The sequence below is a fragment of the Ruegeria sp. P8 genome, from assembly GCF_056534665.1.
The window spans coordinates 181,697-203,229 of the sequence record NZ_JBQERC010000004.1 but is presented as its reverse complement, the minus strand read 5'-3'; the positions used below and the strand labels follow the sequence as shown (position 1 = coordinate 203,229).

At 58.3% G+C, this 21,533-nt stretch carries 23 protein-coding genes; 10 read left to right on the top strand and 13 right to left on the bottom strand.

The genetic code is table 11. The features are described from left to right. The 4 genes from ACR0BZ_RS08765 to upp are packed head-to-tail and all read left to right on the top strand — an operon-like array spanning window position 1 to window position 4,128. On the top strand, window positions 1-1,308 hold the full coding sequence (locus ACR0BZ_RS08765) for a thymidine phosphorylase (RefSeq protein WP_480920020.1): 1,308 nt from the start codon (window positions 1-3) through the stop codon (window positions 1,306-1,308). Continuing rightward, the gene (locus ACR0BZ_RS08760) at window positions 1,305-2,516 is read left to right on the top strand and encodes a phosphopentomutase (protein ID WP_480920019.1); all 1,212 of its coding nucleotides are present in this window, start codon (window positions 1,305-1,307) and stop codon (window positions 2,514-2,516) included. The genes ACR0BZ_RS08765 and ACR0BZ_RS08760 overlap by 4 nt, the downstream gene beginning before the upstream one ends. Further along, window positions 2,513-3,499, top strand: coding sequence for an adenosine deaminase (locus tag ACR0BZ_RS08755; protein ID WP_480920018.1), 987 nt, complete (start codon window positions 2,513-2,515; stop codon window positions 3,497-3,499). Before ACR0BZ_RS08760 ends, ACR0BZ_RS08755 begins: the two co-directional genes overlap by 4 nt. Continuing rightward, window positions 3,496-4,128, top strand: coding sequence for a uracil phosphoribosyltransferase (upp, locus tag ACR0BZ_RS08750; RefSeq protein WP_480484262.1), 633 nt, complete (start codon window positions 3,496-3,498; stop codon window positions 4,126-4,128). Before ACR0BZ_RS08755 ends, upp begins: the two co-directional genes overlap by 4 nt. A gap of 6 nt (window positions 4,129-4,134) precedes the next feature. On the opposite strand, the gene ACR0BZ_RS08745 is transcribed toward upp, so the two are convergent. Then, window positions 4,135-5,148, bottom strand: a complete 1,014-nt coding sequence (locus tag ACR0BZ_RS08745; RefSeq protein ID WP_267367575.1) for a hypothetical protein — start codon at window positions 5,146-5,148, stop codon at window positions 4,135-4,137. Between the two features lie 148 nt (window positions 5,149-5,296). On the opposite strand from ACR0BZ_RS08745, the gene ACR0BZ_RS08740 reads away from it, so the two are divergent. Together ACR0BZ_RS08740 and ACR0BZ_RS08735 are read left to right on the top strand one after the other, a co-directional pair. Then, entirely contained in the window at window positions 5,297-6,232 is a 936-nt protein-coding gene (locus ACR0BZ_RS08740) for a DMT family transporter (protein WP_480920017.1), read from the top strand. 268 nt (window positions 6,233-6,500) lie between these two features. Further along, window positions 6,501-7,274, top strand: coding sequence for a Hint domain-containing protein (locus ACR0BZ_RS08735; protein WP_480920016.1), 774 nt, complete (start codon window positions 6,501-6,503; stop codon window positions 7,272-7,274). A 56-nt stretch (window positions 7,275-7,330) separates the two neighbouring features. On the opposite strand, the gene ACR0BZ_RS08730 is transcribed toward ACR0BZ_RS08735, so the two are convergent. The 8 genes from ACR0BZ_RS08730 to ACR0BZ_RS08695 form a co-directional block, all read right to left on the bottom strand. After that, a complete protein-coding gene (locus tag ACR0BZ_RS08730) occupies window positions 7,331-9,532 on the bottom strand; it encodes a 3-hydroxyacyl-CoA dehydrogenase NAD-binding domain-containing protein (protein WP_480920015.1) in 2,202 nt (733 codons plus the stop codon). After that, window positions 9,525-10,013 (bottom strand): cupin domain-containing protein, encoded by a 489-nt coding sequence (locus ACR0BZ_RS08725; RefSeq protein ID WP_267364657.1) that lies wholly within the window; start codon window positions 10,011-10,013, stop codon window positions 9,525-9,527. Before ACR0BZ_RS08725 ends, ACR0BZ_RS08730 begins: the two co-directional genes overlap by 8 nt. Then, window positions 10,013-11,224 carry an acetyl-CoA C-acetyltransferase gene (locus tag ACR0BZ_RS08720; RefSeq protein ID WP_480920014.1) on the bottom strand — a complete coding sequence of 404 codons (1,212 nt, stop codon included), beginning with the start codon at window positions 11,222-11,224 and terminating at the stop codon, window positions 10,013-10,015. Before ACR0BZ_RS08720 ends, ACR0BZ_RS08725 begins: the two co-directional genes overlap by 1 nt. Window positions 11,225-11,235: 11 nt before the next feature. Further along, the gene (locus ACR0BZ_RS08715) at window positions 11,236-11,874 is read right to left on the bottom strand and encodes a glutathione S-transferase family protein (protein ID WP_480920013.1); all 639 of its coding nucleotides are present in this window, start codon (window positions 11,872-11,874) and stop codon (window positions 11,236-11,238) included. A gap of 279 nt (window positions 11,875-12,153) precedes the next feature. Continuing rightward, complete coding sequence (locus ACR0BZ_RS08710) at window positions 12,154-12,366, bottom strand: hypothetical protein (protein ID WP_209503252.1); 213 nt, start codon at window positions 12,364-12,366, stop codon at window positions 12,154-12,156. Between the two features lie 55 nt (window positions 12,367-12,421). Then, on the bottom strand, window positions 12,422-14,203 hold the full coding sequence (locus ACR0BZ_RS08705) for an acyl-CoA dehydrogenase C-terminal domain-containing protein (protein WP_480538210.1): 1,782 nt from the start codon (window positions 14,201-14,203) through the stop codon (window positions 12,422-12,424). A gap of 42 nt (window positions 14,204-14,245) precedes the next feature. Further along, the gene (locus tag ACR0BZ_RS08700) at window positions 14,246-14,647 is read right to left on the bottom strand and encodes a MerR family transcriptional regulator (protein ID WP_209503256.1); all 402 of its coding nucleotides are present in this window, start codon (window positions 14,645-14,647) and stop codon (window positions 14,246-14,248) included. A gap of 270 nt (window positions 14,648-14,917) precedes the next feature. Next, window positions 14,918-15,286, bottom strand: a complete 369-nt coding sequence (locus ACR0BZ_RS08695) for a MerR family transcriptional regulator (RefSeq protein WP_267364662.1) — start codon at window positions 15,284-15,286, stop codon at window positions 14,918-14,920. A 115-nt stretch (window positions 15,287-15,401) separates the two neighbouring features. Between ACR0BZ_RS08695 and ACR0BZ_RS08690 the strand changes: the two genes are divergently transcribed. From ACR0BZ_RS08690 to ACR0BZ_RS08680, 3 genes are read left to right on the top strand one after another with little or no spacing between them, the layout of a single operon-like run. Then, entirely contained in the window at window positions 15,402-15,821 is a 420-nt protein-coding gene (locus ACR0BZ_RS08690) for a PaaI family thioesterase (RefSeq protein ID WP_209503260.1), read from the top strand. A 1-nt stretch (window position 15,822) separates the two neighbouring features. Continuing rightward, entirely contained in the window at window positions 15,823-16,341 is a 519-nt protein-coding gene (locus tag ACR0BZ_RS08685) for a PaaI family thioesterase (RefSeq protein ID WP_267364663.1), read from the top strand. 2 nt (window positions 16,342-16,343) lie between these two features. Beyond that, the gene (locus ACR0BZ_RS08680) at window positions 16,344-17,660 is read left to right on the top strand and encodes an MATE family efflux transporter (RefSeq protein ID WP_480920012.1); all 1,317 of its coding nucleotides are present in this window, start codon (window positions 16,344-16,346) and stop codon (window positions 17,658-17,660) included. Here the strand turns inward: ACR0BZ_RS08680 and arsC are convergent. Genes arsC through ACR0BZ_RS08660 form a run of 4 tightly spaced genes read right to left on the bottom strand, consistent with a single transcriptional unit; the run spans window position 17,657 to window position 19,816 of the window. Further along, the gene (gene arsC, locus ACR0BZ_RS08675; RefSeq protein WP_209503266.1) at window positions 17,657-17,998 is read right to left on the bottom strand and encodes an arsenate reductase (glutaredoxin); all 342 of its coding nucleotides are present in this window, start codon (window positions 17,996-17,998) and stop codon (window positions 17,657-17,659) included. The two genes, ACR0BZ_RS08680 and arsC, sit on opposite strands and share 4 nt — an antisense overlap. Next, on the bottom strand, window positions 17,995-19,053 hold the full coding sequence (locus tag ACR0BZ_RS08670; RefSeq protein ID WP_480920011.1) for a quinone-dependent dihydroorotate dehydrogenase: 1,059 nt from the start codon (window positions 19,051-19,053) through the stop codon (window positions 17,995-17,997). Before ACR0BZ_RS08670 ends, arsC begins: the two co-directional genes overlap by 4 nt. Next, window positions 19,050-19,481: a DUF1330 domain-containing protein gene (locus ACR0BZ_RS08665; RefSeq protein WP_480920010.1), complete on the bottom strand. Its 432-nt coding sequence runs from the start codon at window positions 19,479-19,481 to the stop codon at window positions 19,050-19,052. The genes ACR0BZ_RS08670 and ACR0BZ_RS08665 overlap by 4 nt, the downstream gene beginning before the upstream one ends. Next, window positions 19,478-19,816, bottom strand: coding sequence for a DUF952 domain-containing protein (locus ACR0BZ_RS08660; protein ID WP_209503272.1), 339 nt, complete (start codon window positions 19,814-19,816; stop codon window positions 19,478-19,480). The genes ACR0BZ_RS08665 and ACR0BZ_RS08660 overlap by 4 nt, the downstream gene beginning before the upstream one ends. 107 nt (window positions 19,817-19,923) lie before the next feature. On the opposite strand from ACR0BZ_RS08660, the gene ACR0BZ_RS08655 reads away from it, so the two are divergent. Further along, the gene (locus tag ACR0BZ_RS08655; RefSeq protein WP_480484248.1) at window positions 19,924-21,501 is read left to right on the top strand and encodes a bifunctional metallophosphatase/5'-nucleotidase; all 1,578 of its coding nucleotides are present in this window, start codon (window positions 19,924-19,926) and stop codon (window positions 21,499-21,501) included. Window positions 21,502-21,533 lie beyond the last annotated feature (32 nt).

The following is a 21,533-nucleotide window of genomic DNA, read 5'->3' as shown; positions in this document are numbered from 1 at the left end:
ATGGACGCCCGTTCAATCATAGCCAAACTGCGCAGGCACGAAGTTCCAGGCCGCGACGAGCTGATCTGGTTCGCGCAAGGGTTGGCAGACGGCAGCGTCAGCGATGCGCAGGCCGGGGCGTTTGCCATGGCCGTCTGTATGGGCGGGCTGGGCCCTCAGGGGCGTGCGGACTTGACGATTGCGATGCGCGATAGCGGCGATGTTCTCAGTTGGGATGTGGACGGGCCGGTGATCGACAAGCACTCGACCGGTGGGGTCGGGGACTGTGTCAGCCTTGTGCTTGCTCCGGCGCTGGCGGAATGCGGTGCGTTTGTTCCGATGATCTCGGGCCGGGGTTTGGGGCACACGGGTGGAACGCTTGACAAGCTCGAGGCGATTCCGGGTGTCAGCACTCAGATCAGTCAGGAGCGACTTGCGCAGATATTGCGCGAAACGGGCGCGGCTATCGTCGGCGCGACGGGCCAGATTGCACCGGCGGACAAGCGGCTTTATGCGGTTCGGGACGTGACGGCGACGGTTGAAAGTCTGGATCTGATCACAGCATCGATCCTGTCCAAAAAGCTGGCGGCCAGCCCGGATGCGTTGGTTCTTGACGTCAAGGTCGGCAGCGGTGCCTTTATGAAAACAATTGAGGATGCCCGTAAGCTGGCCACAGCATTGACCGAGACCGCAAACGCGGCCGGGTGCCGGACTTCGGCGGTGATCACGGACATGAACCAGCCTTTGGCCCCGGCGCTGGGCAATGCACTGGAGGTCGCGGAAGTGATGAAGGTTCTGACCGGTCCGGATGCTTCGCCTCTGGTGGATATTTCTGCCGAGTTGGGCGGCGTCCTGTTGGCTGATGCAGGCATGTGCAAATCGGTCGAGGAGGGGTGTGAGCAGATCGCCGAGATCATCCGTGACGGTCGCGCCGCCGAACGGTTTGGTCGCATGTTGGCTGCGGTTGGTGGTCCTGTGAAATTTGTCGATACCTGGACCCGTTTCCTTCCTGAGGCGAGCGTTATTCAGGAGGTTCCTGCTCCCGAAGACGGTTACATCTCCTCCATCGACGGTGAGGCGCTGGGCCTTGCGGTCGTCGCGCTGGGTGGCGGCCGTCAGGTCGAAAGCGATGAGATCGATCCGGCAGTAGGAGTATCCAACATCCTCAGGCTGGGGGATCGTGTGTCAAAAGGTTCACCCATTGCCGTGGTCCACGCTGCACGGGAAGACGCCGCACGGCGCGCGGCGGACACTGTGCTGAGTGCGATGACAATCAGCGATACAGTTCCAAAGCTGCCCGATCTGATCCACGAAAGGATCAGCGTATGAGCCGAGCGTTTCTTGTCGTCATGGATTCCGTCGGAATAGGCGGGGCACCTGATGCAGACCGGTTTTTCAACGGTGATGTTCCGGATGCCGGGGCAAACACGCTGGCCCATATCGCCCAAGCCTGCGCGGAAGGCCGCGCAGTAGATGGGCGCACCGGCCCGTTGCACCTGCCCAACCTGGACGCGCTGGGTTTGGGTGCGGCTGTGCGGCTGGCGTCTGGAGAGACCACTCCGGGCCTCGATGCCGAACCTGTTGGACTATGGGGCTGCGCGCGTGAGCATTCGCCGGGTAAGGACACGCCCTCGGGCCACTGGGAGTTGGCGGGCCTGCCGGTGCCCTGGGATTGGCATTACTTTCCAAACACGGTTCCGGCTTTTCCAGCGGAATTGAGCCGCGCGGCAGCCGAAGCTGCCGGGACCGAAGGCATTCTTGGTGACTGCCACGCGTCGGGGACAGCGATCATCGCCGAGCTGGGCGCTGAGCATATGCGCACCGGCTGGCCGATCTGCTATACATCCGCTGACAGCGTGTTTCAGATCGCGGCGCATGAGGAAAGCTTTGGGCTGGAACGGTTGCTGGACATGTGCCGCGCGCTTGCTCCGCGATTGCACAAGATGAAAGTGGGGCGTGTCATCGCGCGCCCCTTTGTCGGAACGCCTGAGACGGGGTTCGAACGGACGACCAATCGCAAGGATTTCGCCATTCTGCCCCCGGCACCGGTGCTGACCAACTGGGTGCAGGATGCAGGGCGACGGGTTCATGCAGTGGGCAAGATCGGCGACATCTTCTCGATGCAGGGGATCGACACGCTGCGCAAAGGGTCGGATGCCCAGCTGATGCAGCACCTGTCTGATCTTGTGGACGAGGCGGAAGAGGGCAGTCTGACCTTCGCCAACTTTGTCGAATTTGACAGCCTTTATGGGCATCGCCGCGACATCAGCGGATATGCGCGCGCGTTGGAATGGTTCGACCGCGAGATCGGGGATATCCTGAAGAAGCTGCACCCAGGCGACCTGTTGCTGTTGACTGCCGATCATGGCAATGACCCAAGCTGGATTGGAACGGATCACACCCGTGAACAGGTACCGGTTCTGATTGCGGGGCAGGGTGCGGGACAGATCGGGCAAGTGGATTTTGCCGATATTGCGGCCAGCATTGCCCATCATCTGAACATTCCGGCGCAAGGGCCGGGAAGGAATTTTTTATGAGCGTCGCAGACCTGCCTAAAATCGAACTGCATCTTCACCACGAAGGCGCGGCACCTCCGGCCTTCATCCGTCAGCTTGCGCATGAAAAACGCGTTGACCTGAGCGGCATCTTCAAACCGGACGGATCTTATGATTTTCGTGATTTCGCGCATTTTCTGAGCGTGTACGAAGCCGCCTGCGAAGTTCTGAAAACGCCCGAAGACTTCCGGCGGTTGACATTGGCCATTCTTGAGGAAAGCGCTGAAAATGGCGTGGTTTATTCCGAGACCTTTCTCAGCCCTGATTTTTGCGGCGGTGGCGACCTGCATGCGTGGCGGGATTATCTGAATGCCATTCAGGATGCGGCAGACGAAGCCGAGCGTAAATTCGATATCACCTTGCGCGGTGTCGTTACCTGTGTCCGCCATTTTGGCCCCGAACAAGCCAGGCGGAGTGCCCATTGTGCGGCCGAGACCGCCGGAAACTGGATCACCGGTTTTGGCATGGGCGGCAACGAATCCATTGGCACGCAGGGTGACTTCAAATGGTCTTTCGATTGTGCTCGCGAAGCCGGGCTTCGCCTGACCACGCATGCAGGTGAGTTTGGTGGCCCTGACAGTGTGCGCGACGCTGTGCGCGATCTGGGGGTTGAGCGTATCGGGCACGGCGTCCGCGCCATCAAAGACCTGAATCTTGTTCGTGAACTGGTTGACCGGGAAATCACGCTTGAGGTGTGTCCGGGTTCGAATGTGGTTCTGGGTCTTTTCCCTGATTTTGCTGCCCACCCCATCGCGAAACTGCGCGATGCGGGCGTAAAGGTTACGATTTCCACCGACGATCCTCCGTTTTTTCACACGACCATGCGGCGGGAATATGAGATGTTGAACGCGGCTTTCGGCTGGGAGGCCGGGGATTTTGCGGCATTGAATGAGATGGCCCTGAACGCGGCCTTCTGTGATGATGACACCCGCGCGCGGGTCAAGAAAAGACTGGAGAACACATGAGCGAACACCTGACCGTCGTTGATCACCCGCTGGTGCAACACAAGCTGACGCTCATGCGGGACAAGGGCACCTCGACCGCCGGATTCCGGCAGTTGCTGCGCGAGATCACATTGCTTCTGGCTTACGAGGTCACGCGCGACATTCCCCTTACAACGCGAAATATCGAAACGCCGATGGAAGAAATGGACGCCCCCATACTGGCGGGTAAGAAAATGGCGCTGGTGTCGATCCTTCGCGCCGGAAACGGGATGCTGGACGGGGTGCTGGAACTTGTACCTTCGGCACGCGTCGGTTTCGTGGGGCTGTATCGCGACGAAGAAACGCTGAAACCCGTACAGTATTATTTCAAGGCCCCCGAAAGCCTGAAGGACCGTTTGGTCATTGCGGTGGATCCGATGCTGGCGACTGGTAACAGCTCGGCCGCGGCCATTGACCTGCTGAAACAGGCCGGGGCGACGGATATTCGCTTTCTGTGCCTGTTGGCGGCACCCGAAGGTGTCGCGCGGATGAAGGAAGCGCACCCTGACGTTCGTATCGTCACGGCAGCGCTGGACCGCGAGTTGAACTCGAAAGGTTACATCATGCCCGGTCTGGGGGATGCCGGTGACCGGATGTTCGGAACCAAGTAACCCGGTTTATTCGCCGCAAATATTCTGTAGCCGGACCCAGTCGCGGTCCGGCAGCACCTGTTCCAGTGCCCTTCCCGCCATCGGATCTGCTTCGATCAGGCCAAGAACGGTTTCGCCGGTCACATCACGGGCATAGGCGTAGGGGGTTGAGGGAAGCGCGCTTTGCGAGAACATCGCCAGCAAGTCGTCGTCAGAAATGGCCGGACGAGGCTGCGACAGGACCTGCTCGGTATATGTGTCGATAATCTCGGGCGTCAGCCCGCCGGTTGTCAGAAGCCTGAAGGCCGAGGTCGCGCCGGTTCTGTCCAGAAGGTCATCCAGCGGGTCCCAATGCGCGGCCCGCGCCCGTTCCGCAATCACATAGCCCGCTGCAACGGCAGGATCTTCGTAATCCTCTACCAAAGCACGGCTTAGCAGGACCGTGCCGCCAGGAAGGCTGAGGCTGTCCTGAACGCCTGCTGGCAGAATGATGATCTGCCGTACGCCCGTGCGCCGGGCCAATTGTTCCAGTGAATCCCGTGCATCCCGCGACGTACAGGCCTGGCCCGAAACACGCTCGATCCGATGCAGGATCATATCGCCGATCTCCTGCCGCTTGACCTGGGGCACGACCGAGACAACATGGTTTTGCAGCGCACCGGGCAGCCAGAACAGCAACAGGGCCAGCACAGCGGCCACGACGCCTCCGACACTCAGCCAGCGCAAACGCCCCGGGTGGGGGCGGGACCGATCAATAGCACGCTGCAATCGATCGATCGCTTCAAGCATCGTGGTTTCGGATTCCGCCAGCTCAAGCGTTTCATCCGGGTCACCGTCCGGGTTGAATATGGCCGGAAAGGAACCGGGGTTCTGGCGTTCAAGTGCCGCCAGCGACCAATGGGTTAGCGCCCTGTCATTGAAATCAGAAATGGTCAGGGTGGCTTCGCCGATAGACACAACAACCTCGCGCCGCTGTTCATCGGGCGAGGGGCGCCACAGACCGGTGGCTTCGATCCGCTGGTACTGTTTCAGGGCCGTCATCTGGGTTGGTCTGCTCGAATTTGTTTTATTACAGCTTAGCATGGTGAAATCGCAGGGCGCAAACCTGTTGCGCAGTCGTTGTGAATTGTGCTGGATACCCGAATGGATCGAAACAGTCGGCCCACCATCGCAATCAGGACACGACTTCATGCAGGCGCATTCCGCATCTTCTGCTGTTCTGGCTTCGGCCCTGATGGTAAGTGCCATGGCAATTATCGGCGTCATCGACAATGTTGTGATCCTTTTGGCCGAAACCGTCGGGCTGTGGCAGTTTCATCTGACCCGCGCATTGTTGATGCTGCCGCTGATTGTTGGCCTGTCGTTTCTGGGGCTGGGCGGGTTGAGGCCCGTGCGGTGGGGCCCTGTCATCTTGCGCAGCGTTCTGATTACCATGGCAATGTTGTTCTATTTTGCATCTCTTGCCATGATGCCAATTGCACAGGCGCTGGCAGGGTTGTTCACCTCACCGATTTTCGTGCTGCTGATCTCCGCTCTGGTGCTCAGGCAACCAATAGGGCCGTGGCGCATACTGGCCGTACTGATTGGATTTACCGGCATCCTTCTGGTGCTTCAGCCAAACCCCGGCGATTTCGACCTGCGCACTCTGGTGCCCGTGGCCGCGGGGTTTTTCTATGCCCTCAGTTCGATTCTCACGCGTACGCATTGTTCTCAGGAAAGCACTGTGGCCATGCTGGCCGTCATGGTCATTACGCTGGGTTTGGCAGGTGCGATGGGGCTCACGTTCCTGACAATCTCGCCGGTTGTTACGGCAGACGGTGCTGAGGGGTTTGTTACGCGTGGGTGGGTCTGGGATATGGGACCTGCCATACCGTGGTTGGTTACTCAGGCTGTCGGTTCAACAATCGCGGTTTTCATGCTGATCAAGGCATATCAAGTGGGTGAGCCGTCTTATGTGGCGGTGTTCGAGTATTCTGTCATGATCTTCGGCCCGCTCTTCGCATTTGTGGCCTTTGGGCAAACCATTGGCGTCTTTCAGATTTCGGGCATCCTTATGATTGCGGCAGCGGGTCTGTTGCTGGGGTGGCGCGCCAGTCGATCATCTGAACAGCAAAAAGTCGCCTGACGCGATTGGGCCGTATGCACGCCCAAGCCAGACCGTTTCGTTTCTTCCGTATCCGGTGAAACGCCGTGGATTCGGTGGATCGACAAAAGGCATTCGTTTCAGAAATGGCAAAAATGTCGGATGAGAGTCCTGGAGTGTCCACGAAAACCATCGGCAATTACGCGGAGTTGGTCAAAATTGGGCGCAAATATGTCTGAAATGTGACGGGTTGGATTTTTGGTGTTAGCTCATTGGCATAAATGTTTTGTGCCAAAAGGGGGTAAGGCACGTGTCCGAAGTAACAAGTATTTCTGTTTATCTGGATCAGCTGCCAGAAGTTGATCGAACCAACAAAAAACAGGCGGTAAATGCGCGCCGTGGCGGGTTTTTGCACGGCACCAAGATCGCCACGACTGCCGGGTGGAAGCCGGTCGAACGGATCACGGTAGGTGATCTGGTTCGAACCCTCGATCACGGGTTCAAAGAGGTGCGGCGCATCTCGATAAGCGTTGTCGTCATTCCGGCCGATGAACGCCGGGTCGAGTTCCTGCCGGTCCTCGTGCCTGCCCGCGCCGTATATAACGGGCGACCTGTCTGGTTGATGCCCGAACAGGGCATGGCGCTGAACCTGTCCCGGATCAATGTCACGGCCGATGCGCCTTCGGTGGTGCCCGCGCGTTTGTTGAACGGTGCCGGTCGCCTGACGTCACAGGCACCGGGGTCGTCTTTTGAAGTGTTTTCCCTGTTTTTTGATGACGATCAGGTGATCTTTGTCGAAGGCGGATTGCAGGCTTATTGCCCGTCCGGTCGCTTCAATATGCGCAGCGCAACGACAGGAACACGGTATGAAGTCGCGACCGAAGAGGTGGCCTCCGACCTGATCCACTCACTTATAAGCAAGGGCGATATGTCGGCTCTTGCCAACCCATTGGGTGCGCTGCCTGCACCCATTCCCCAGGAACCGATATTTCCGATCCGCCCGCCGTTTGGGGTCAGGCGACCGGGTCGACCGGGACGCCCAAGCGCGCCGGTTCTGTTCCTGCGGCCCGAATGGCAGATCTAACCAAACACTGACAAGAACGATGCGGGCGCATGGTGACATGCGCCCGTATCATTGGATTAAGCGGCCTTTGCTTCGGGGTTGAAGCGACCGTAGAAGCTCTGACCTTTTTCTGCCATCTCGCGCAGCAGTGGCGGGCAGGCAAAGCGTTCACCGTATGTCTCGGCCAATTGATCACAACGTTCGGCCGCATAGGGTGTGCCGATGATGTCCAGCCAGCTGAACGGACCACCCGACCACGGGGCAAAGCCCCAGCCCAGAATTGCACCGACATCACCCTCGCGGATGTCTTCCAGAACACCCTCTTCCAGTGCGCGAACGGCTTCCAGAACCTGAGCAAACATCAGACGTTCCTGCACTTCGATCAGGTCAGGCTGGTCATCGGCAAGCGGATACTTGTCTTGCAGGCCCTTCCAGTATTCGACGCGCTTGCCCTTCTCGTCATAGTCGAAGAAACCGGCATTCGCCTTACGGCCCAGACGGCCCTGTTCCTCCATCCAGAAGATCAAATCGTCTGAGGGGCTTTCCGGATAGGCATCGCCCATCGCCGCCTTTGTCGCGCGGGCGATCTTTGCACCCAGATCAATCGAGGTTTCGTCGGTCAGCTGGATCGGACCGACCGGGAAGCCCAACTGCCGCGCGGCGTTGTCGATCAAAACGGGGCTGACGCCTTCAGTGACCATGCGCGCGCCTTCGTTGATATATGGAATGATGCAGCGGTTTGCGTAGAAGAAACGCGCATCGTTGACCACGATCGGGGTCTTGCGGATCTGACGCACATAGTCCAGCGCCTTGGCCACTGCACGATCCCCGGTTTCCTTGCCCTTGATGATCTCGACCAGGAACATCTTTTCGACCGGTGAGAAGAAGTGGATGCCGATGAACTGGTCAGCCCGAACCGAGGCTTTGGCCAGATCGCTGATCGGCAGGGTCGATGTGTTCGATGCAAAGATGCACTCTTCGGGGATGATCGCCTCAACCTTTTTGGTCATCTCAGCCTTGACGCCCATGTCTTCAAAGACCGCTTCGATGATCAGGTCACACCCTTTCAGGTTGTCCAGATCCGGCGTTGCTGTGATGCGACCCAGCATGGCCTCTTTTTTCTCAGCCGTGACCTTGCCGCGCTTCATGCCTTTGTCCAGATAGGTCTCGGTATAGGCTTTGCCTTTGTCGGCAGCCTCCTGGTCGCGGTCGATCAGAACCACTTCCATACCGGCCTGCGCCGATACCAGAGCGATACCAGCCCCCATCATGCCCGCGCCCAGAACGCCGATCTTCTTGACTGACTGGTCCGGGACACCAGCGGGGCGCACGGCTCCTTTTTCCAGTGCTTCCTTGTTCAGGAACAGCGACCGGATCATCGCACCTGACGAAGGGTTCATCAGCACGGACGTGAACCAGCGCGCTTCGATTTTCAGCGCGGTGTCGAAATCCACCAGAGCGCCTTCGTAAACCGCGCTTAGCAGAGCCTTGGCTGCCGGGAAAGCCCCTTGGGTCTTGCCGTTGACCATCGCCGAGGCACCGACGAAGTTCATGAAGCCCGCCGGGTGGTAGGGCGCGCCGCCGGGCATCTTGTAGCCCTTGGCATCCCAAGGCTTGACGAGATCGCCTTCCTTGGCGTTCAGCACCCAATCTTTCGCGGCTGTAACCGGGTCAGCGGCAATCTCGTCGATGTAGCCCGCGCCTTTCGCCTTCTTGACGTCCAGCATCTTGCCTTCGAGCAGCAGGGGTGCGGCGGCAATCGCGCCCACCTTGCGGACCATCCGGGTGGTGCCACCCGCGCCGGGAAAGATGCCGACCATGATCTCTGGCAGGCCGTATTTGGCCTTGGGGTTTTCGGCGGCAAAGATGCGATGCGTGGACAGCGGCAGTTCCATCCCGATACCCGCAGCGGTGCCGGGCAGGGCGGTGGCAATCGGCTTGCCGCCTTTCTTTGTCTTGGGATCCATGCCCGCCAGCTCGATCTTACGGAGCAGCGCATGCATCTGCATCGTACCTTCGAACAGGCCCTTGGCGGGATCGTCACCGGCCTGTTCTTTCATCACGGCCAGCAGGTTCAGGTCCATGCCGCCAGCAAAGGACCCCTCCTTGCCGCTGGTGATGACGATGCCTTTAACCTCGTCATCGGCCAGCGCCTGATCGATGCAATCGCTCAATTCTGCCAGCCCGTCAAAGGACATCACGTTCATGGTCTTCCCGGGCACGTCCCAGGTGATCGTGGCGACGCCGTCTGCGTCTTTGCTCAGAGTGAAATCAGTCATTGTCATCTCCAATCTGGTCAGCCGTCAGCGGGCTGCCATCCTTGCGGGTGAAGGAGAATCCGTTCTCATCAACCTTCACCATCATGTCCATGTCGCTGTAATAGCCGGTCTCGGTCGGGGTCCGTGTGCCCACCACCAGAAAGGTCATGGGCGCATCGGTGTTGTTCACAAGGTGATGGCCGTTGGCCTCACCTGCGGGCCAGGCGGCGCAATCGCCGGGCTGCATCTCGTGCTCGCCATCATCATCGACCAGCGTGCACGAGCCGCTGAGGATGATGGCAAACTCGTCCTGCTTCATGTGGTAATGGCGCAGCGATGACAGGCCCTGCGGATCCAGCCGCACGATGTTGACCCCGTATTGGGTCAGCCCGCCCGCATCGCCCACGCGCTGCGCAAAGCGACCTGTGGTCGCTTCGGCCAGCTTGCCGGGATAGGCCGAGCCGCCCTGAAACGGGATCTGAGAAAGATCCAGCTTAGGCATCAGACACGCTCGATAATGGTAGCCGCACCCATGCCGGATGCAATGCAAAGCGTGGCCAGACCGGTTTCCTTGTCCTGACGCTCAAGTTCATCCAGCAGCGTACCGATAATCATCGCACCCGTGGCACCCAGCGGGTGACCCATCGCGATCGAGCCACCGTTGACGTTGACCAGTGCGGGATCGACATCAAATGCCTGCTGGAACCGCAGCACGACCGAGGCGAAAGCTTCGTTCACTTCAAACAGGTCCAGATCGCTGATCTTCATGCCATTGTCGGCCAAAATCTTCTCGGTCACCGGAACCGGGCCAGTCAGCATGATGGTCGGATCAGTGCCAATCTTGGCGGTTGCTTTGATGCGGGCACGCGGCTTGAGGCCGTATTTCTCGCCAAATTCCTTGTTGCCGATCAGAACAGCAGCGGCTCCGTCCACGATGCCCGAGCTGTTGCCGGCGTGGTGGATGTGGTTCACGCGCTCAAGATGGGGGTATTTCAGCATCGCAACCTTGTCGAAGCCAGGCATCTGCTCGCCCATCATAGCGAACGACGGGTTCAGCGCACCGAGGCTCTGCATGTCAGTGCAGGGGCGCATGTATTCATCGCGGTCCAGAATGGTCAGGCCGTTCTGATCCTTGACGGTGATCACGGATTTCTCGAACCGGTTGTCGGCCCAGGCTTCCGCAGCACGTCTTTGCGATTCAACCGCCAGCGCATCCGCGTCATCACGGGTAAAGCCATACTCGGTCGCGATGATGTCGGCCGAGATTCCCTGAGGTACGAAATAGGTCTCCATCGCCAGCGAGGGGTCAACAGCGATTGCTGCACCGTCGCTGCCCATGGCCACGCGACCCATCATCTCGACACCGCCCGCAATATAGGCTTCGCCAGCGCCGCCTTTCACCTGGTTTGCGGCCAGGTTCACGGCTTCCATGCCCGAGGCGCAGAAACGGTTGATCGCGAGACCCGGGATCGACTGGTCGAGGTCGGATGCCAGAACGGCCGAGCGCGCAAGACAGCCGCCTTGCTCCATCACTTGCGTGACGTTTCCCCAGATCACGTCTTCGACGGCGTGACCTTCCAGGTTGTTGCGCTCTTTCATCGCGTTCAGGGTCAGGGCGGACAGGCGCACCGAGGTTACCTCGTGCAGGCTGCCATCCTTGCGGCCCTTGCCGCGCGGCGTGCGCAGGGCGTCATAGATATAGGCTTCGGTCATGGGTCTTCTCCTCAAGCTCGATCCGACGGGTTGCCGGGCATCAGTTCATAGGGGTGTTTCCAGCCGGGCTGTTCGGACAAGCGGGTCAGCCAGGCGTCGATATGGGGCCAGTCGGCACGGTCAAAGCCAAATGGTTCAGGGTAATACAGATAACCACAGCAGCTAAGGTCGGCGTTGGTCACACCATCACCAACGATCCAGTCGCGGCCGTCCAGGTGGTTGTTCAGGATCTCATAAGCTGCCTTCAAACGCCCTTTATTGAATGCAATGACATCAGGGTTGCGGTGCTGCTCGGGTAGGAAATTGATCAGGAACCGCGTCAAACCTGCCATTGAGCTGAGTTTGTGATTGTCCCACAAAACCCAACGCAGAATATCGTAGTCTTCTTCCCGGTCCTTGCCACCGAACTTGCCGGATTTCTCCGTGACATAGGCCTGAATCGCACCGGATTGGCTGGTGTGAAAATCTCCATCGACCAGAACTGGTGCTTCACCCAACTCGTTTACGTCAGCACGATATTCCGGCGTACGGGTTACACCTTTGAAGAAATCGACAAAGACCGGTTCCCACTCCAAACCGGACATTTCCAGAGCCAAAGCAGCCTTGTAGCTGTTTCCACTTTCTCCGAAGCAATGAAGTTTGATGGTCATGTGCTCGCCCCTCCCAAGGCGCATGTGGCTAGGCCGGATTTGAGTATTTTTGAAAAGATGAAGGGCAGTAGGTAATCTTTCATCAACCATCTTCGTATTCAGTGGTCGTGCGGTACAGGCTGGAGAGCCGATGACCGCAAAAGGTGAAGTCGTTCCTGTCCTGATGGCGAGTGTGCCCGGTGGCAGGGACGCATCGCCGCTTCATCTTTTCACAAATACTCCCGCCGGAGGCGTCCGGCATTCAAATTAAAGTCGCCGTTGAGTTTTCTCCGCAGCAGTTCACCTCTTCCGTGCCTCAAGTTCGGAATTGAAGATGCGCAGGCGGTGGGTCAGGTTCTCCTCATCAATCACGCTGTTGAAATTCTCGAACAAGAAAGACAGCGCTTCACCTTCGTCCAGACCGGCATCACGCGCGAACGCTTTGAGTTTGCGATACCCATCTTCAGTCATCGCAACCGGAAAGCGGCGGGTCAGGCGAAAACGTTTTGGCATTTGGTCTCCTCCGGTAAGCTGGGTCCGGGCGGTGTTGCCCGGACCCAGACTGAGATCAGAAGTTCGCCGCGTCCAGTGCCATTACCGTGTCCGCGCCGGTCTGGATTCGCGCCAGATGCATCGCTGTCGCGGGCAGGCGGCGGGCCATGTAGAAACGGCCGGTGGCAATCTTGGTCTCGTAGAATTCTTTGTCCGAGGCTCCACCATCCAGCGCTTCCTGAGCCGCTTTCGCCATTTGCGCCCACATCAGGCCCAGGCAAACATGGCCGAACATGTGCATAAAGTCATAGGAACCGGACAATGCGTTATTCGGGTTCTTCATGCCTTCCTGCATGAAATACATGCCAGCGGCCTGAAGATCCTTGGATGCGGCTTTCAGCGGTTCGATGAACGCCTTGTCGTATGCTTCGTTCTGGCCCGCGTTTTCCTTGCAGAAGGTTTTGACCATCTCGAAGAACGCCATGACGTGCTTGCCGCCATCCTGCGCCAGCTTGCGACCCACAAGATCAAGCGCCTGAACGCCATTTGCACCTTCGTAGATCATCGCGATGCGGGCGTCGCGGGTATATTGCGACATGCCCCATTCTTCGATGTAGCCATGGCCACCATAGACCTGCTGCGCCTGAACGGTCATGTCGTAGCCTTCGTCGGTCAGGAAGCCTTTGATGACCGGGGTCAGCAGCGAGATCAGCCCGTCCGCATCCTTGTCTCCCGCGCGGTGCGCCTTGTCGATCATGGTCGCGCCCCAAAGGATGAACGCGCGCGCGCCTTCGGTAAAGCTTTTCTGATCCATCAGGTTGCGACGGATATCAGGATGCACGATCAGAGGATCGGCCGGACCATCCGGGTTCTTGACACCGGTCACATCGCGACCCTGCAAACGGTCCTTGGCGTATTCCAGAGCATTCTGATAGGCCGCTTCGGCTTGCGACAGGCCCTGCATGCCCACCCCCAGACGCGCTTCGTTCATCATGGTGAACATGGCGCGCATGCCCTTGTGCTCTTCGCCCAGCAGCCAGCCGGTGGCTTCGTCATAGTTCATGACGCAGGTCGAGTTGCCGTGGATACCCATTTTCTCTTCGATCTTGCCGACCGATACGCCGTTGCGCTCGCCCAGGCTGCCGTCTTCGTTCACAATGAACTTGGGCACAATGAACAGCGACACGCCTTTGATGCCCTCGGGGCCACCCGAGATCTTGGCCAGCACCAGATGGACGATGTTGTTTGCCATGTCGTGGTCGCCAGCCGAGATAAAGATCTTCTGGCCGGAGATCTTGTAGCTGCCGTCACCCTGCGGTTCTGCTTTGGTGCGCATCAGGCCCAGATCGGTGCCACAATGCGGTTCGGTCAGGTTCATGGTGCCGGTCCATTCGCAGCTGACCATGTTGGGCAGGTATTTGTTCTTCTGCTCGTCTGTCCCGTGCGCCAGAATGGCCGAGGCCGCGCCGTGGGTCAGGCCCTGATACATGGTGAAAGCCTGGTTGGAGCCCGAGAACATCTCACCCACAGCTGTGCCGATCACGTAAGGCATGTTCTGGCCACCATACTCTTCCGGCATGTCGAGGCCAGTCCAGCCACCTTCCTTCATCTGCTCGAAGGCGTCTTTGAACCCGGTAGGGGTGTACACAATGCCGTTTTCCAACCGGCACCCTTCGGTGTCACCAACAACGTTCAAAGGATGCAGGACGTTGGTGGCAACCTTGCCTGCTTCTTCCAGAACTGCGCCGGTGAATTCGGGCTCCAGTTCGTCATAGCCGGGGATGTCCGACTGCGAGACTTTCAGAACATCGTGCAGAATGAACTGCATGTCTTTGGTTGGCGCGTTGTAAACGGGCATGTGAAGCTCCCTTAATTCATATGTCCGGAAGGCAGGGCGAGGTTACTCGGCCGCCTTCTTTTCCTGTTTCATCGAGGCGATGACTTTCTCGCCCCAGCGCAACTGCTCTTTCAGATCGTCGATGGCCTGCGTCAGCTCTTCGCGGCGCGATTCCATGTCAGCCAGACGCTCGCACGCGATTTCATATGTGCGATTCATCTGGGTGACCTGTTGATCGCCCACATGGTAGAGATCCAGCAGCTGTCGAATTTCCTCGAGGCTGAACCCGAATCTTTTGCCGCGCAGGATCAGCTTGAGCCGCGCCCGGTCACGTTTGGTGAACAGACGTTTTTGGCCTTCGCGGATCGGGAACAGTAGTTCCTTTGCCTCATAGAACCGCAAGGTGCGTGGTGTGACATCATAGGTCTCGCACATCTCGCGGATGGTCATCACATCTTCGGTCATTCGTCATACTCTCGTCACTGGCGTCATGAGACATGAGTTGCGCAGTTGGTGGGTGCTTTACAACATGTGAGTGACGTTTACGTAATCCAGACGCTGCGTCACTTTGAAGTTGACGTAACATCCGTGCACGTAAGGGGCTTTCGGCGTAATTTTGTTACCGTTACGTCAACTGATTTTCGGCATGAATAAACGGGTGCTTTGAAGGGGATGCGCACCGGTTTTGACAGGTTCTGCCACCTGCAATGCTTGGTTATGAAATGTCGGAAAAGGTTATTCCAGCGACTTGGCCGTTTGGTCGCGCAGGCTTTTGAGTTCGTCCATTGCCTCATCCAGCTGCTGTCGCTGCTGCTGAAGCTCACTCATCTGGCGGTCCGCCATTTCGACAAAGGTGGCCATCTGGGCCTCGTTTCCCTGATCTTCATAGATCAGTAGCCATTGGCGAATCTCTTCTAGAGGAAAACCAAACTTTCGGCCGCGCATGATCAGTTTCATCCGCGCGCATTCCCGGGCCCCGTAAAAGCGCGAACGCCCTTCGCGGTCCGGTTGCAAAAGCTCGATATATTCGTAGTAGCGCAGGGTGCGCGGCGTCACGTCAAACTCGGCGCACATTTCTTTGAATGACAAACGGTTGTTGGACATTCCCGGTCTCCTCGTCAGCAACCTAGGCGGTCCCGATCCCAAGCGCAACAGGTAGGCTTGCTCTTTACCGGAACACCGGCTCATAAAGGCGGTGCAGAGAACAGGACGCATACTTATGGTCGATAAGACAGTTTTAGCCCGCCAGTTTATCGAGGCGATCCCCCATGCGCGGGCATTGAACCTTACGCTCACGCAGATCGGTGAGGGTGAGGCAGAGATAACTCTGCCCTACAACAAAGACCTGATCGGGGATCCGCGTACAGGGGTGATTCATGGGGGAGCGATATCCACGATTCTGGACACCTGTTGTGGCGCTGCGGTGATGAGCCACCCATCGGCCCCCGGAGGAACCGCAACAATCGATCTGCGGATTGACTATATGCGCGCGGCGACACCCGGTCAGACGATTACTGCTCATGCCGTCTGTCACCATATCACGCGAAACGTTGCCTTCGTGCGGGCCACCGCAATGGACAACGACACGGACCTGCCGGTGGCGACAGCCTCAGGGTCCTTTACGGTTGAAGGGAAGTAATATGCCAAGACCTCGTCCCGAGCCGATGCAGGTGGTCAAGCAGCGCCGCGATGCAGCCCTGCGTGCGCTTGTCGACGGCGTACCGTATATACGTTTCCTGAACATCAGTTTTGACAGGCGCGGGGATGAGCTGACCGGTGTTTTGAATTTCGATGACAAGCTGATCGGCAATCCGTTTCTGCCTGCAATTCATGGCGGCGTAACCGCAGCTTTTTTGGAGGTGACAGCCGTTATCACGCTGAGCTGGGAACACATGTTCCCAAGTATTGAAAGCGGAGAGATCGATGCAGAGGCCATCGTGTCAGACGAAAGCATCCGGTTTCCCAAGACGATCGACTTTACCGTCGACTATCTGCGTTCGGGCTTGCCGCGAGACGCCTATGCGCGGGCATTTATCAGCCGGTCGGGGCGGCGTTACGCCTCGGTACGGGTTGAAGCCTGGCAGGACAATCATGCGAAACTGTTTGCGCAGGCCTCCGGGCATTTCCTGATGCCGCAACCGCCTCGGGGCAAGAGCTGACCATGCAGGACGCCTCGGCGCCCATCACGCATCGACGGGTGCTGAAGATCGCTGTGCCGATTGTCCTGTCGAACGCCACCGTTCCGATTCTGGGGGCAGTTGATACCGGCGTTGTCGGCCAGTTGGGGCAGGCTGCGCCTATTGGTGCGGTCGGGATCGGTGCAGTGATCCTGTCAACGATCTACTGGATCTTCGGTTTCTTGCGGATGGGAACCACCGGGATGGCGGCGCAGGCACGCGGGGCAGGCGACGCTGTTGAAACCCGGGCATTGCTGATGCGCGGCCTGATGCTTGGCGGCGCGGCTGGGCTGTTCTTTATCCTTACACAAGTGGCCGTGTTCGCGGGTGCGTTCGCTTTATCTCCGGCAAGCCCCGAGGTCGAAACGCTGGCCCACGCCTATCTTGAGATTCGAATTTGGGGCGCGCCTGCCACTATCGCGCTTTATGCGGTTACCGGATGGTTGATTGCGGTTGAGCGCACGCGCGGGGTTTTTGTTCTTCAGGTCTGGATGAACGGATTGAACATCGTTCTGGATCTATGGTTCGTGCTTGGTCTCGGCTGGGGTGTCGAAGGGGTTGCCATTGCCACTTTGATTGCGGAATGGACAGGTCTGGCGCTGGGCATTTGGCTGTGTCGGGATGGGTTCGAAGACGGAATCTGGCGCGACTGGGCCCGCATATTTGATGCCGCTCGGCTGCAACGGATGTTGCAGGTCAACGGCGATATCATGATCCGGTCGGTTTTGCTGACCGGATCCTTCACGACTTTTCTTTTCGTCGGTTCGGATCTGGGTGATGTCAATCTGGCGGCCAATCAAGTCTTGCTTCAGTTTCTTGAAGTCACGGCTTACGCGCTGGACGGGTTCGCCTTTTCCGCCGAGGCTCTGGTCGGAAGCGCGGTGGGTGCCAGAGACAGGTATCAGGTGCGCCGCGCGTCTGTCATGACCTCGCAATGGGGTGTTGGGGGTGCCCTGTTACTGGGTGCGGTATTCATTATCGCCGGACCCGCGTTGATCGACGTCATGTCGACCTCACCGCAGGTGCGTGAGGCGGGGCGCGAGTTTCTCGTATGGGCCGCGTTGGCACCCGTTATTGGCGTGGCAAGCTGGATGTTTGACGGAATCTACATAGGCGCCACTTGGACCCGGGCAATGCGCAGCGCGATGTTCCAATCGGTTGTGTTCTATCTGGTTGCGCTGTTCATTCTGGTGCCAAGTTTCGGAAATCACGGCCTGTGGGCCGCGTTGATGGTGCTTAACATCGCACGTGGCGTGACTTTGGGGTGGCGCTATCCCAAGCTCGAGGCGCAGGTGGCCTAGAGCAGCGTAAGAAGGTTTTCCGGTGGACGCCCGATGGCAGCCTTATCGCCCGCAATGGCAAGCGGACGTTCAATCAGGATCGGGTTTTCAGCCATGGCCCGGATCAGGGCGTCGTCTGGCGAGGTCTTTGTCAGCCCCAGTTCCTTGAACCGGGATTCTCCGGTGCGCATCATCTCGACGGGCGAAAGCCCCAAGGCGGATTGTGCCGCTCGCAGCTCATCAATTGATGGTGCATCCTCAAGATATTTGCGCACCGTGACCCGTGCACCATTTTCTTCCAGCAATGCAAGACCAGCGCGGGATTTTGAACAGCGCGGGTTGTGCCAATATTCGATCATAGCCAGTCCTCTCGTTTGCTGCCGACGGCCTGAGCCACATTGTCAAAGCCGTCGCAGGCCAGCAGTTCATCCAGCCCGTTCGCAATGTCCGCCGCCAGAGAAATGCCGCCATACACCATCGCCGTATAGAACTGCACAGCTGATGCCCCGGCGCAAATCTTGGCATAGGCCTGTTCCGCATTGCTGATGCCACCGACGCCGATCAGGGGAATGTCACCCCCGGTCAACTGGCTAAGCCGCGCCAGAACACGTGTTGATTTCTCGAACAGCGGTGCACCGGACAGCCCACCGGTTTCACCTTTGTGCGAACTGCGCAGCCCTTCGCGTGACAGGGTGGTGTTGGTGGCAATCACGGCATCCACATGGGTCTCGCGCGCAACCTCGGCAATGTCCTGCAATTCGGCATCGGTCAGGTCCGGCGCGATTTTCAGGAAGACAGGCAGCGGGCGAGGCAGCGCATCACGGGTTTCAATCACACCGCTCAAAAGCGCGCTCAGCGCTGCTTTGCCCTGTAAATCCCGCAGCTTTTCCGTATTCGGGGATGACACGTTGACGGTGGCAAAATCCAGATGCGGGGCACAATGCGCCAGCACCTTGACGAAATCACCTGCGCGATCCTCGCTGTCCTTGTTGGCACCCAGATTCAGGCCGATCACCGCATTTTGGGGGCGATCAGCAAGTCGTTTTGCCATCACCTCCATGCCTTCGTTGTTGAAACCAAAACGGTTGATCGCCGCTTTGTCTTCGGTCAGGCGAAACAGGCGTGGTTTAGGGTTTCCCGGTTGCGGGCGTGGTGTGACAGCCCCGACTTCGATGAAACCAAATCCAGCGCGTGACAGGGGTGCCAAAACCTCACCGTTCTTGTCGAAGCCCGCGGCCAATCCTACCGGGTTAGGCAGGTCCAACCCGGCTAGGCTGGTTTTCAGGCGCGGTGTTGTCACCGGCCCCGGCGCAGGCGCAAGCCCCGCCTTCAAAGCCCTGATCGACATCCCGTGGGCGGTTTCGGGGTCCATGCAGTGCAGGGCCGCAAGCCCGAACTTCTCGGTCAGTTTCATCCGAACGCTTTCCCGCTTTTGCTTGATCCGCACCGGATCAGGCGCGAGGTTTCGACCGCAGCCTGCCGATGGACCACCGCTGCCCGGTACACTGGGTCAGTCACCATTTCAAGAAACGCATATGCAGTCGGATAGCGTGCGATAAAGACGGCATCCCATACCTCATCAGCCGGTCCGATCAGAGTCGTTTCAAATACACCCCGCCACAGGATGCATGCCCCGATACGGCCAATGATTGGGGCGGTTTCATCCCCGTATTTCTGATAGGCCTGAGCCCCGGTCAACCCTGCGCCAGCCAATTCATGTGATTTGGGATACTGCGCCTCGGCGCGGAACTTCACCAGATTGAGCATTTCGATCGGCTGGTCGCGGTCCAGGGCCTTGAATGCCTCGAACTGGCCGCGATCCGGATCGACATAAGATATCATGCCATGTCCTCGGGAAACTGATGTGCCGTGCCGACAAAAGGCAGGGGTCGCGCCCAGACAACGTCGCTTAACCTGATCTGACGATACAGATGTGGAAACAGGGCGTCTCCTCGCGACACTTCCCATTTCAGGTCATCGCCCATGGCGTCGGCATCACAGGCCAACAGCGTAAGCCCTTCAACGCCCGCAAAATGCTTGGCAGCGGTTTCAGCAGCTTGTTCAGCGGTAGAAAAGTGAACAAACCCGTCTGACACGTCAATGGGTGCTCCGTCTGTGGCGCCCAGACTTTGCAGTTCAGCCCATTCGACGGCTCGGAAAATCTTGTAGATCAGCATGATGACCTGATGCCCCGCACAGCGCTTGGAATCAAGCTGGATTTCTCCTTTGACTCTCGGTCGACATAAGCGCACGATCCCCGGCAATAATAACAGGGAGTTCCAAGATGTTGACCCGATTTTTAACTTCGGTCGCGGTGGTGGGCCTGACGGCGGGTGCCGCAGCAGCCGATTACAAGCTGACAATTCTGCACACCAACGATTTCCATTCGCGCTTTGAGCCGATCAACAAATACGACAGCGGTTGCGGTGAGGAAGACAATGCAGAAGGCAAGTGCTTTGGCGGATCGGCGCGCCTAGTAACGGCAGTTGCCGACGCGCGCGCACGGGCAGAAAATTCGATTCTGGTGGATGGAGGTGACCAGTTCCAGGGGTCCCTTTTCTATACCTATTACAAGGGCAAGGTCGCAGCCGAGTTCATGAACAAGCTGGGCTATAATGCCATGACCGTCGGCAACCACGAGTTTGATGACGGCCCCGAAGTGTTGCGGGGGTTCATCGACTCGGTCGACTTCCCGGTCCTGATGTCCAACGCCGATATTCACGACGAAGAGCTTTTGACAGACAGGATCAAGAAATCGACCGTTATCGAAGTAGGCGGCGAGAAGATCGGCTTGATCGGCCTGACCCCAATCGACACGGATGAGCTTGCCTCGCCCGGCCCCAATGTCACGTTTTCGGACCCGGTGCCAGCTGTGCAGGCCGAAGTCGATAAACTGACAGGTGAGGGTGTCAACAAGATCATCGTTCTCAGCCATTCCGGCTATGGCGTCGATCAGCGTGTCGCACAAGAGACGACTGGTGTTGACGTGATCGTCGGCGGGCATTCGAACACGTATCTTTCGAATGTGTCGGATAAGGCGGCAGGTCCGTACCCAACAGTGGTAAACGGCGTACAGATCGTTCAGGCCTATGCTTATGGCAAGTTTCTGGGCGAATTGAACGTCACTTTCGATGACGATGGCAAAGTGATCGAGGCAGCTGGCGAGCCTTTGATCATGGACAACGCAGTGACCGAGGATCAGGCCGCGCTGGACCGGATTGCGGAACTGGCGGTGCCTTTGGATGAAATCCGCAACAAGGTTGTTGCAAGCGCTGCAGAAGCCATTGAAGGGGATCGCTCAATTTGCCGCGTGCAGGAATGCCAGATGGGTAACCTGGTTGCCGATGCGATGCTGGCGCGTGTGGCGGATCAGGGCGTTCAGATTGCCATTGCCAACTCGGGTGGGTTGCGGGCTTCTATCGATCCCGGTGATGTGACCATGGGCGAGGTTCTGACGGTGTTGCCTTTCCAGAATACACTGTCGACCTTTGAAATCAGCGGACAGGGTGTCATTGACGCACTCGAAAATGGCGTAAGTCAGGTGGAAGAAGTGAAAGGCCGATTCCCGCAGGTCGCCGGTCTTAGCTTTACCTGGGACCCAAGCGTGGCACCGAACGAGGGGCGCGTCAGCGAGGTGATGATTGCCGAGGGTGACGGTTTTATTCCGATCGACCCGAACAAGACCTACCTGGTCGTCACCAACAACTACGTCCGCAACGGTGGTGACGGGTACAAGATGTTCGAAGGCGATGACAAGAACGCCTATGACTTCGGCCCGGACCTTGCGGATGTCACCGCGGAATACCTGGCGGAAAATGCGCCCTATCAGCCCTATGTCGACGGGCGTATCAAGCAGAAATAACTGGGTTTACGACAAAGACAAAAGCCGCATCC

Excerpts from the sequence above, each read along its gene's own strand:
- ACR0BZ_RS08765 (WP_480920020.1), top strand. The coding sequence starts at position 1 with ATGGACGCCCGTTCAATCATAGCCAAACTGCGCAGGCACGAAGTTCCA.
- ACR0BZ_RS08760 (WP_480920019.1), top strand. The coding sequence starts at position 1,305 with ATGAGCCGAGCGTTTCTTGTCGTCATGGATTCCGTCGGAATAGGCGGG.
- ACR0BZ_RS08755 (WP_480920018.1), top strand. The coding sequence starts at position 2,513 with ATGAGCGTCGCAGACCTGCCTAAAATCGAACTGCATCTTCACCACGAA.
- upp (WP_480484262.1), top strand. The coding sequence starts at position 3,496 with ATGAGCGAACACCTGACCGTCGTTGATCACCCGCTGGTGCAACACAAG.
- ACR0BZ_RS08745 (WP_267367575.1), bottom strand. The coding sequence starts at position 5,148 with ATGACGGCCCTGAAACAGTACCAGCGGATCGAAGCCACCGGTCTGTGG.
- ACR0BZ_RS08740 (WP_480920017.1), top strand. The coding sequence starts at position 5,297 with ATGCAGGCGCATTCCGCATCTTCTGCTGTTCTGGCTTCGGCCCTGATG.
- ACR0BZ_RS08730 (WP_480920015.1), bottom strand. The coding sequence starts at position 9,532 with ATGACTGATTTCACTCTGAGCAAAGACGCAGACGGCGTCGCCACGATC.
- ACR0BZ_RS08725 (WP_267364657.1), bottom strand. The coding sequence starts at position 10,013 with ATGCCTAAGCTGGATCTTTCTCAGATCCCGTTTCAGGGCGGCTCGGCC.
- ACR0BZ_RS08720 (WP_480920014.1), bottom strand. The coding sequence starts at position 11,224 with ATGACCGAAGCCTATATCTATGACGCCCTGCGCACGCCGCGCGGCAAG.
- ACR0BZ_RS08715 (WP_480920013.1), bottom strand. The coding sequence starts at position 11,874 with ATGACCATCAAACTTCATTGCTTCGGAGAAAGTGGAAACAGCTACAAG.
- ACR0BZ_RS08710 (WP_209503252.1), bottom strand. The coding sequence starts at position 12,366 with ATGCCAAAACGTTTTCGCCTGACCCGCCGCTTTCCGGTTGCGATGACT.
- ACR0BZ_RS08705 (WP_480538210.1), bottom strand. The coding sequence starts at position 14,203 with ATGCCCGTTTACAACGCGCCAACCAAAGACATGCAGTTCATTCTGCAC.
- ACR0BZ_RS08700 (WP_209503256.1), bottom strand. The coding sequence starts at position 14,647 with ATGACCGAAGATGTGATGACCATCCGCGAGATGTGCGAGACCTATGAT.
- ACR0BZ_RS08695 (WP_267364662.1), bottom strand. The coding sequence starts at position 15,286 with ATGTCCAACAACCGTTTGTCATTCAAAGAAATGTGCGCCGAGTTTGAC.
- ACR0BZ_RS08690 (WP_209503260.1), top strand. The coding sequence starts at position 15,402 with ATGGTCGATAAGACAGTTTTAGCCCGCCAGTTTATCGAGGCGATCCCC.
- ACR0BZ_RS08685 (WP_267364663.1), top strand. The coding sequence starts at position 15,823 with ATGCCAAGACCTCGTCCCGAGCCGATGCAGGTGGTCAAGCAGCGCCGC.
- ACR0BZ_RS08680 (WP_480920012.1), top strand. The coding sequence starts at position 16,344 with ATGCAGGACGCCTCGGCGCCCATCACGCATCGACGGGTGCTGAAGATC.
- arsC (WP_209503266.1), bottom strand. The coding sequence starts at position 17,998 with ATGATCGAATATTGGCACAACCCGCGCTGTTCAAAATCCCGCGCTGGT.
- ACR0BZ_RS08670 (WP_480920011.1), bottom strand. The coding sequence starts at position 19,053 with ATGAAACTGACCGAGAAGTTCGGGCTTGCGGCCCTGCACTGCATGGAC.
- ACR0BZ_RS08665 (WP_480920010.1), bottom strand. The coding sequence starts at position 19,481 with ATGATATCTTATGTCGATCCGGATCGCGGCCAGTTCGAGGCATTCAAG.
- ACR0BZ_RS08660 (WP_209503272.1), bottom strand. The coding sequence starts at position 19,816 with ATGCTGATCTACAAGATTTTCCGAGCCGTCGAATGGGCTGAACTGCAA.
- ACR0BZ_RS08655 (WP_480484248.1), top strand. The coding sequence starts at position 19,924 with ATGTTGACCCGATTTTTAACTTCGGTCGCGGTGGTGGGCCTGACGGCG.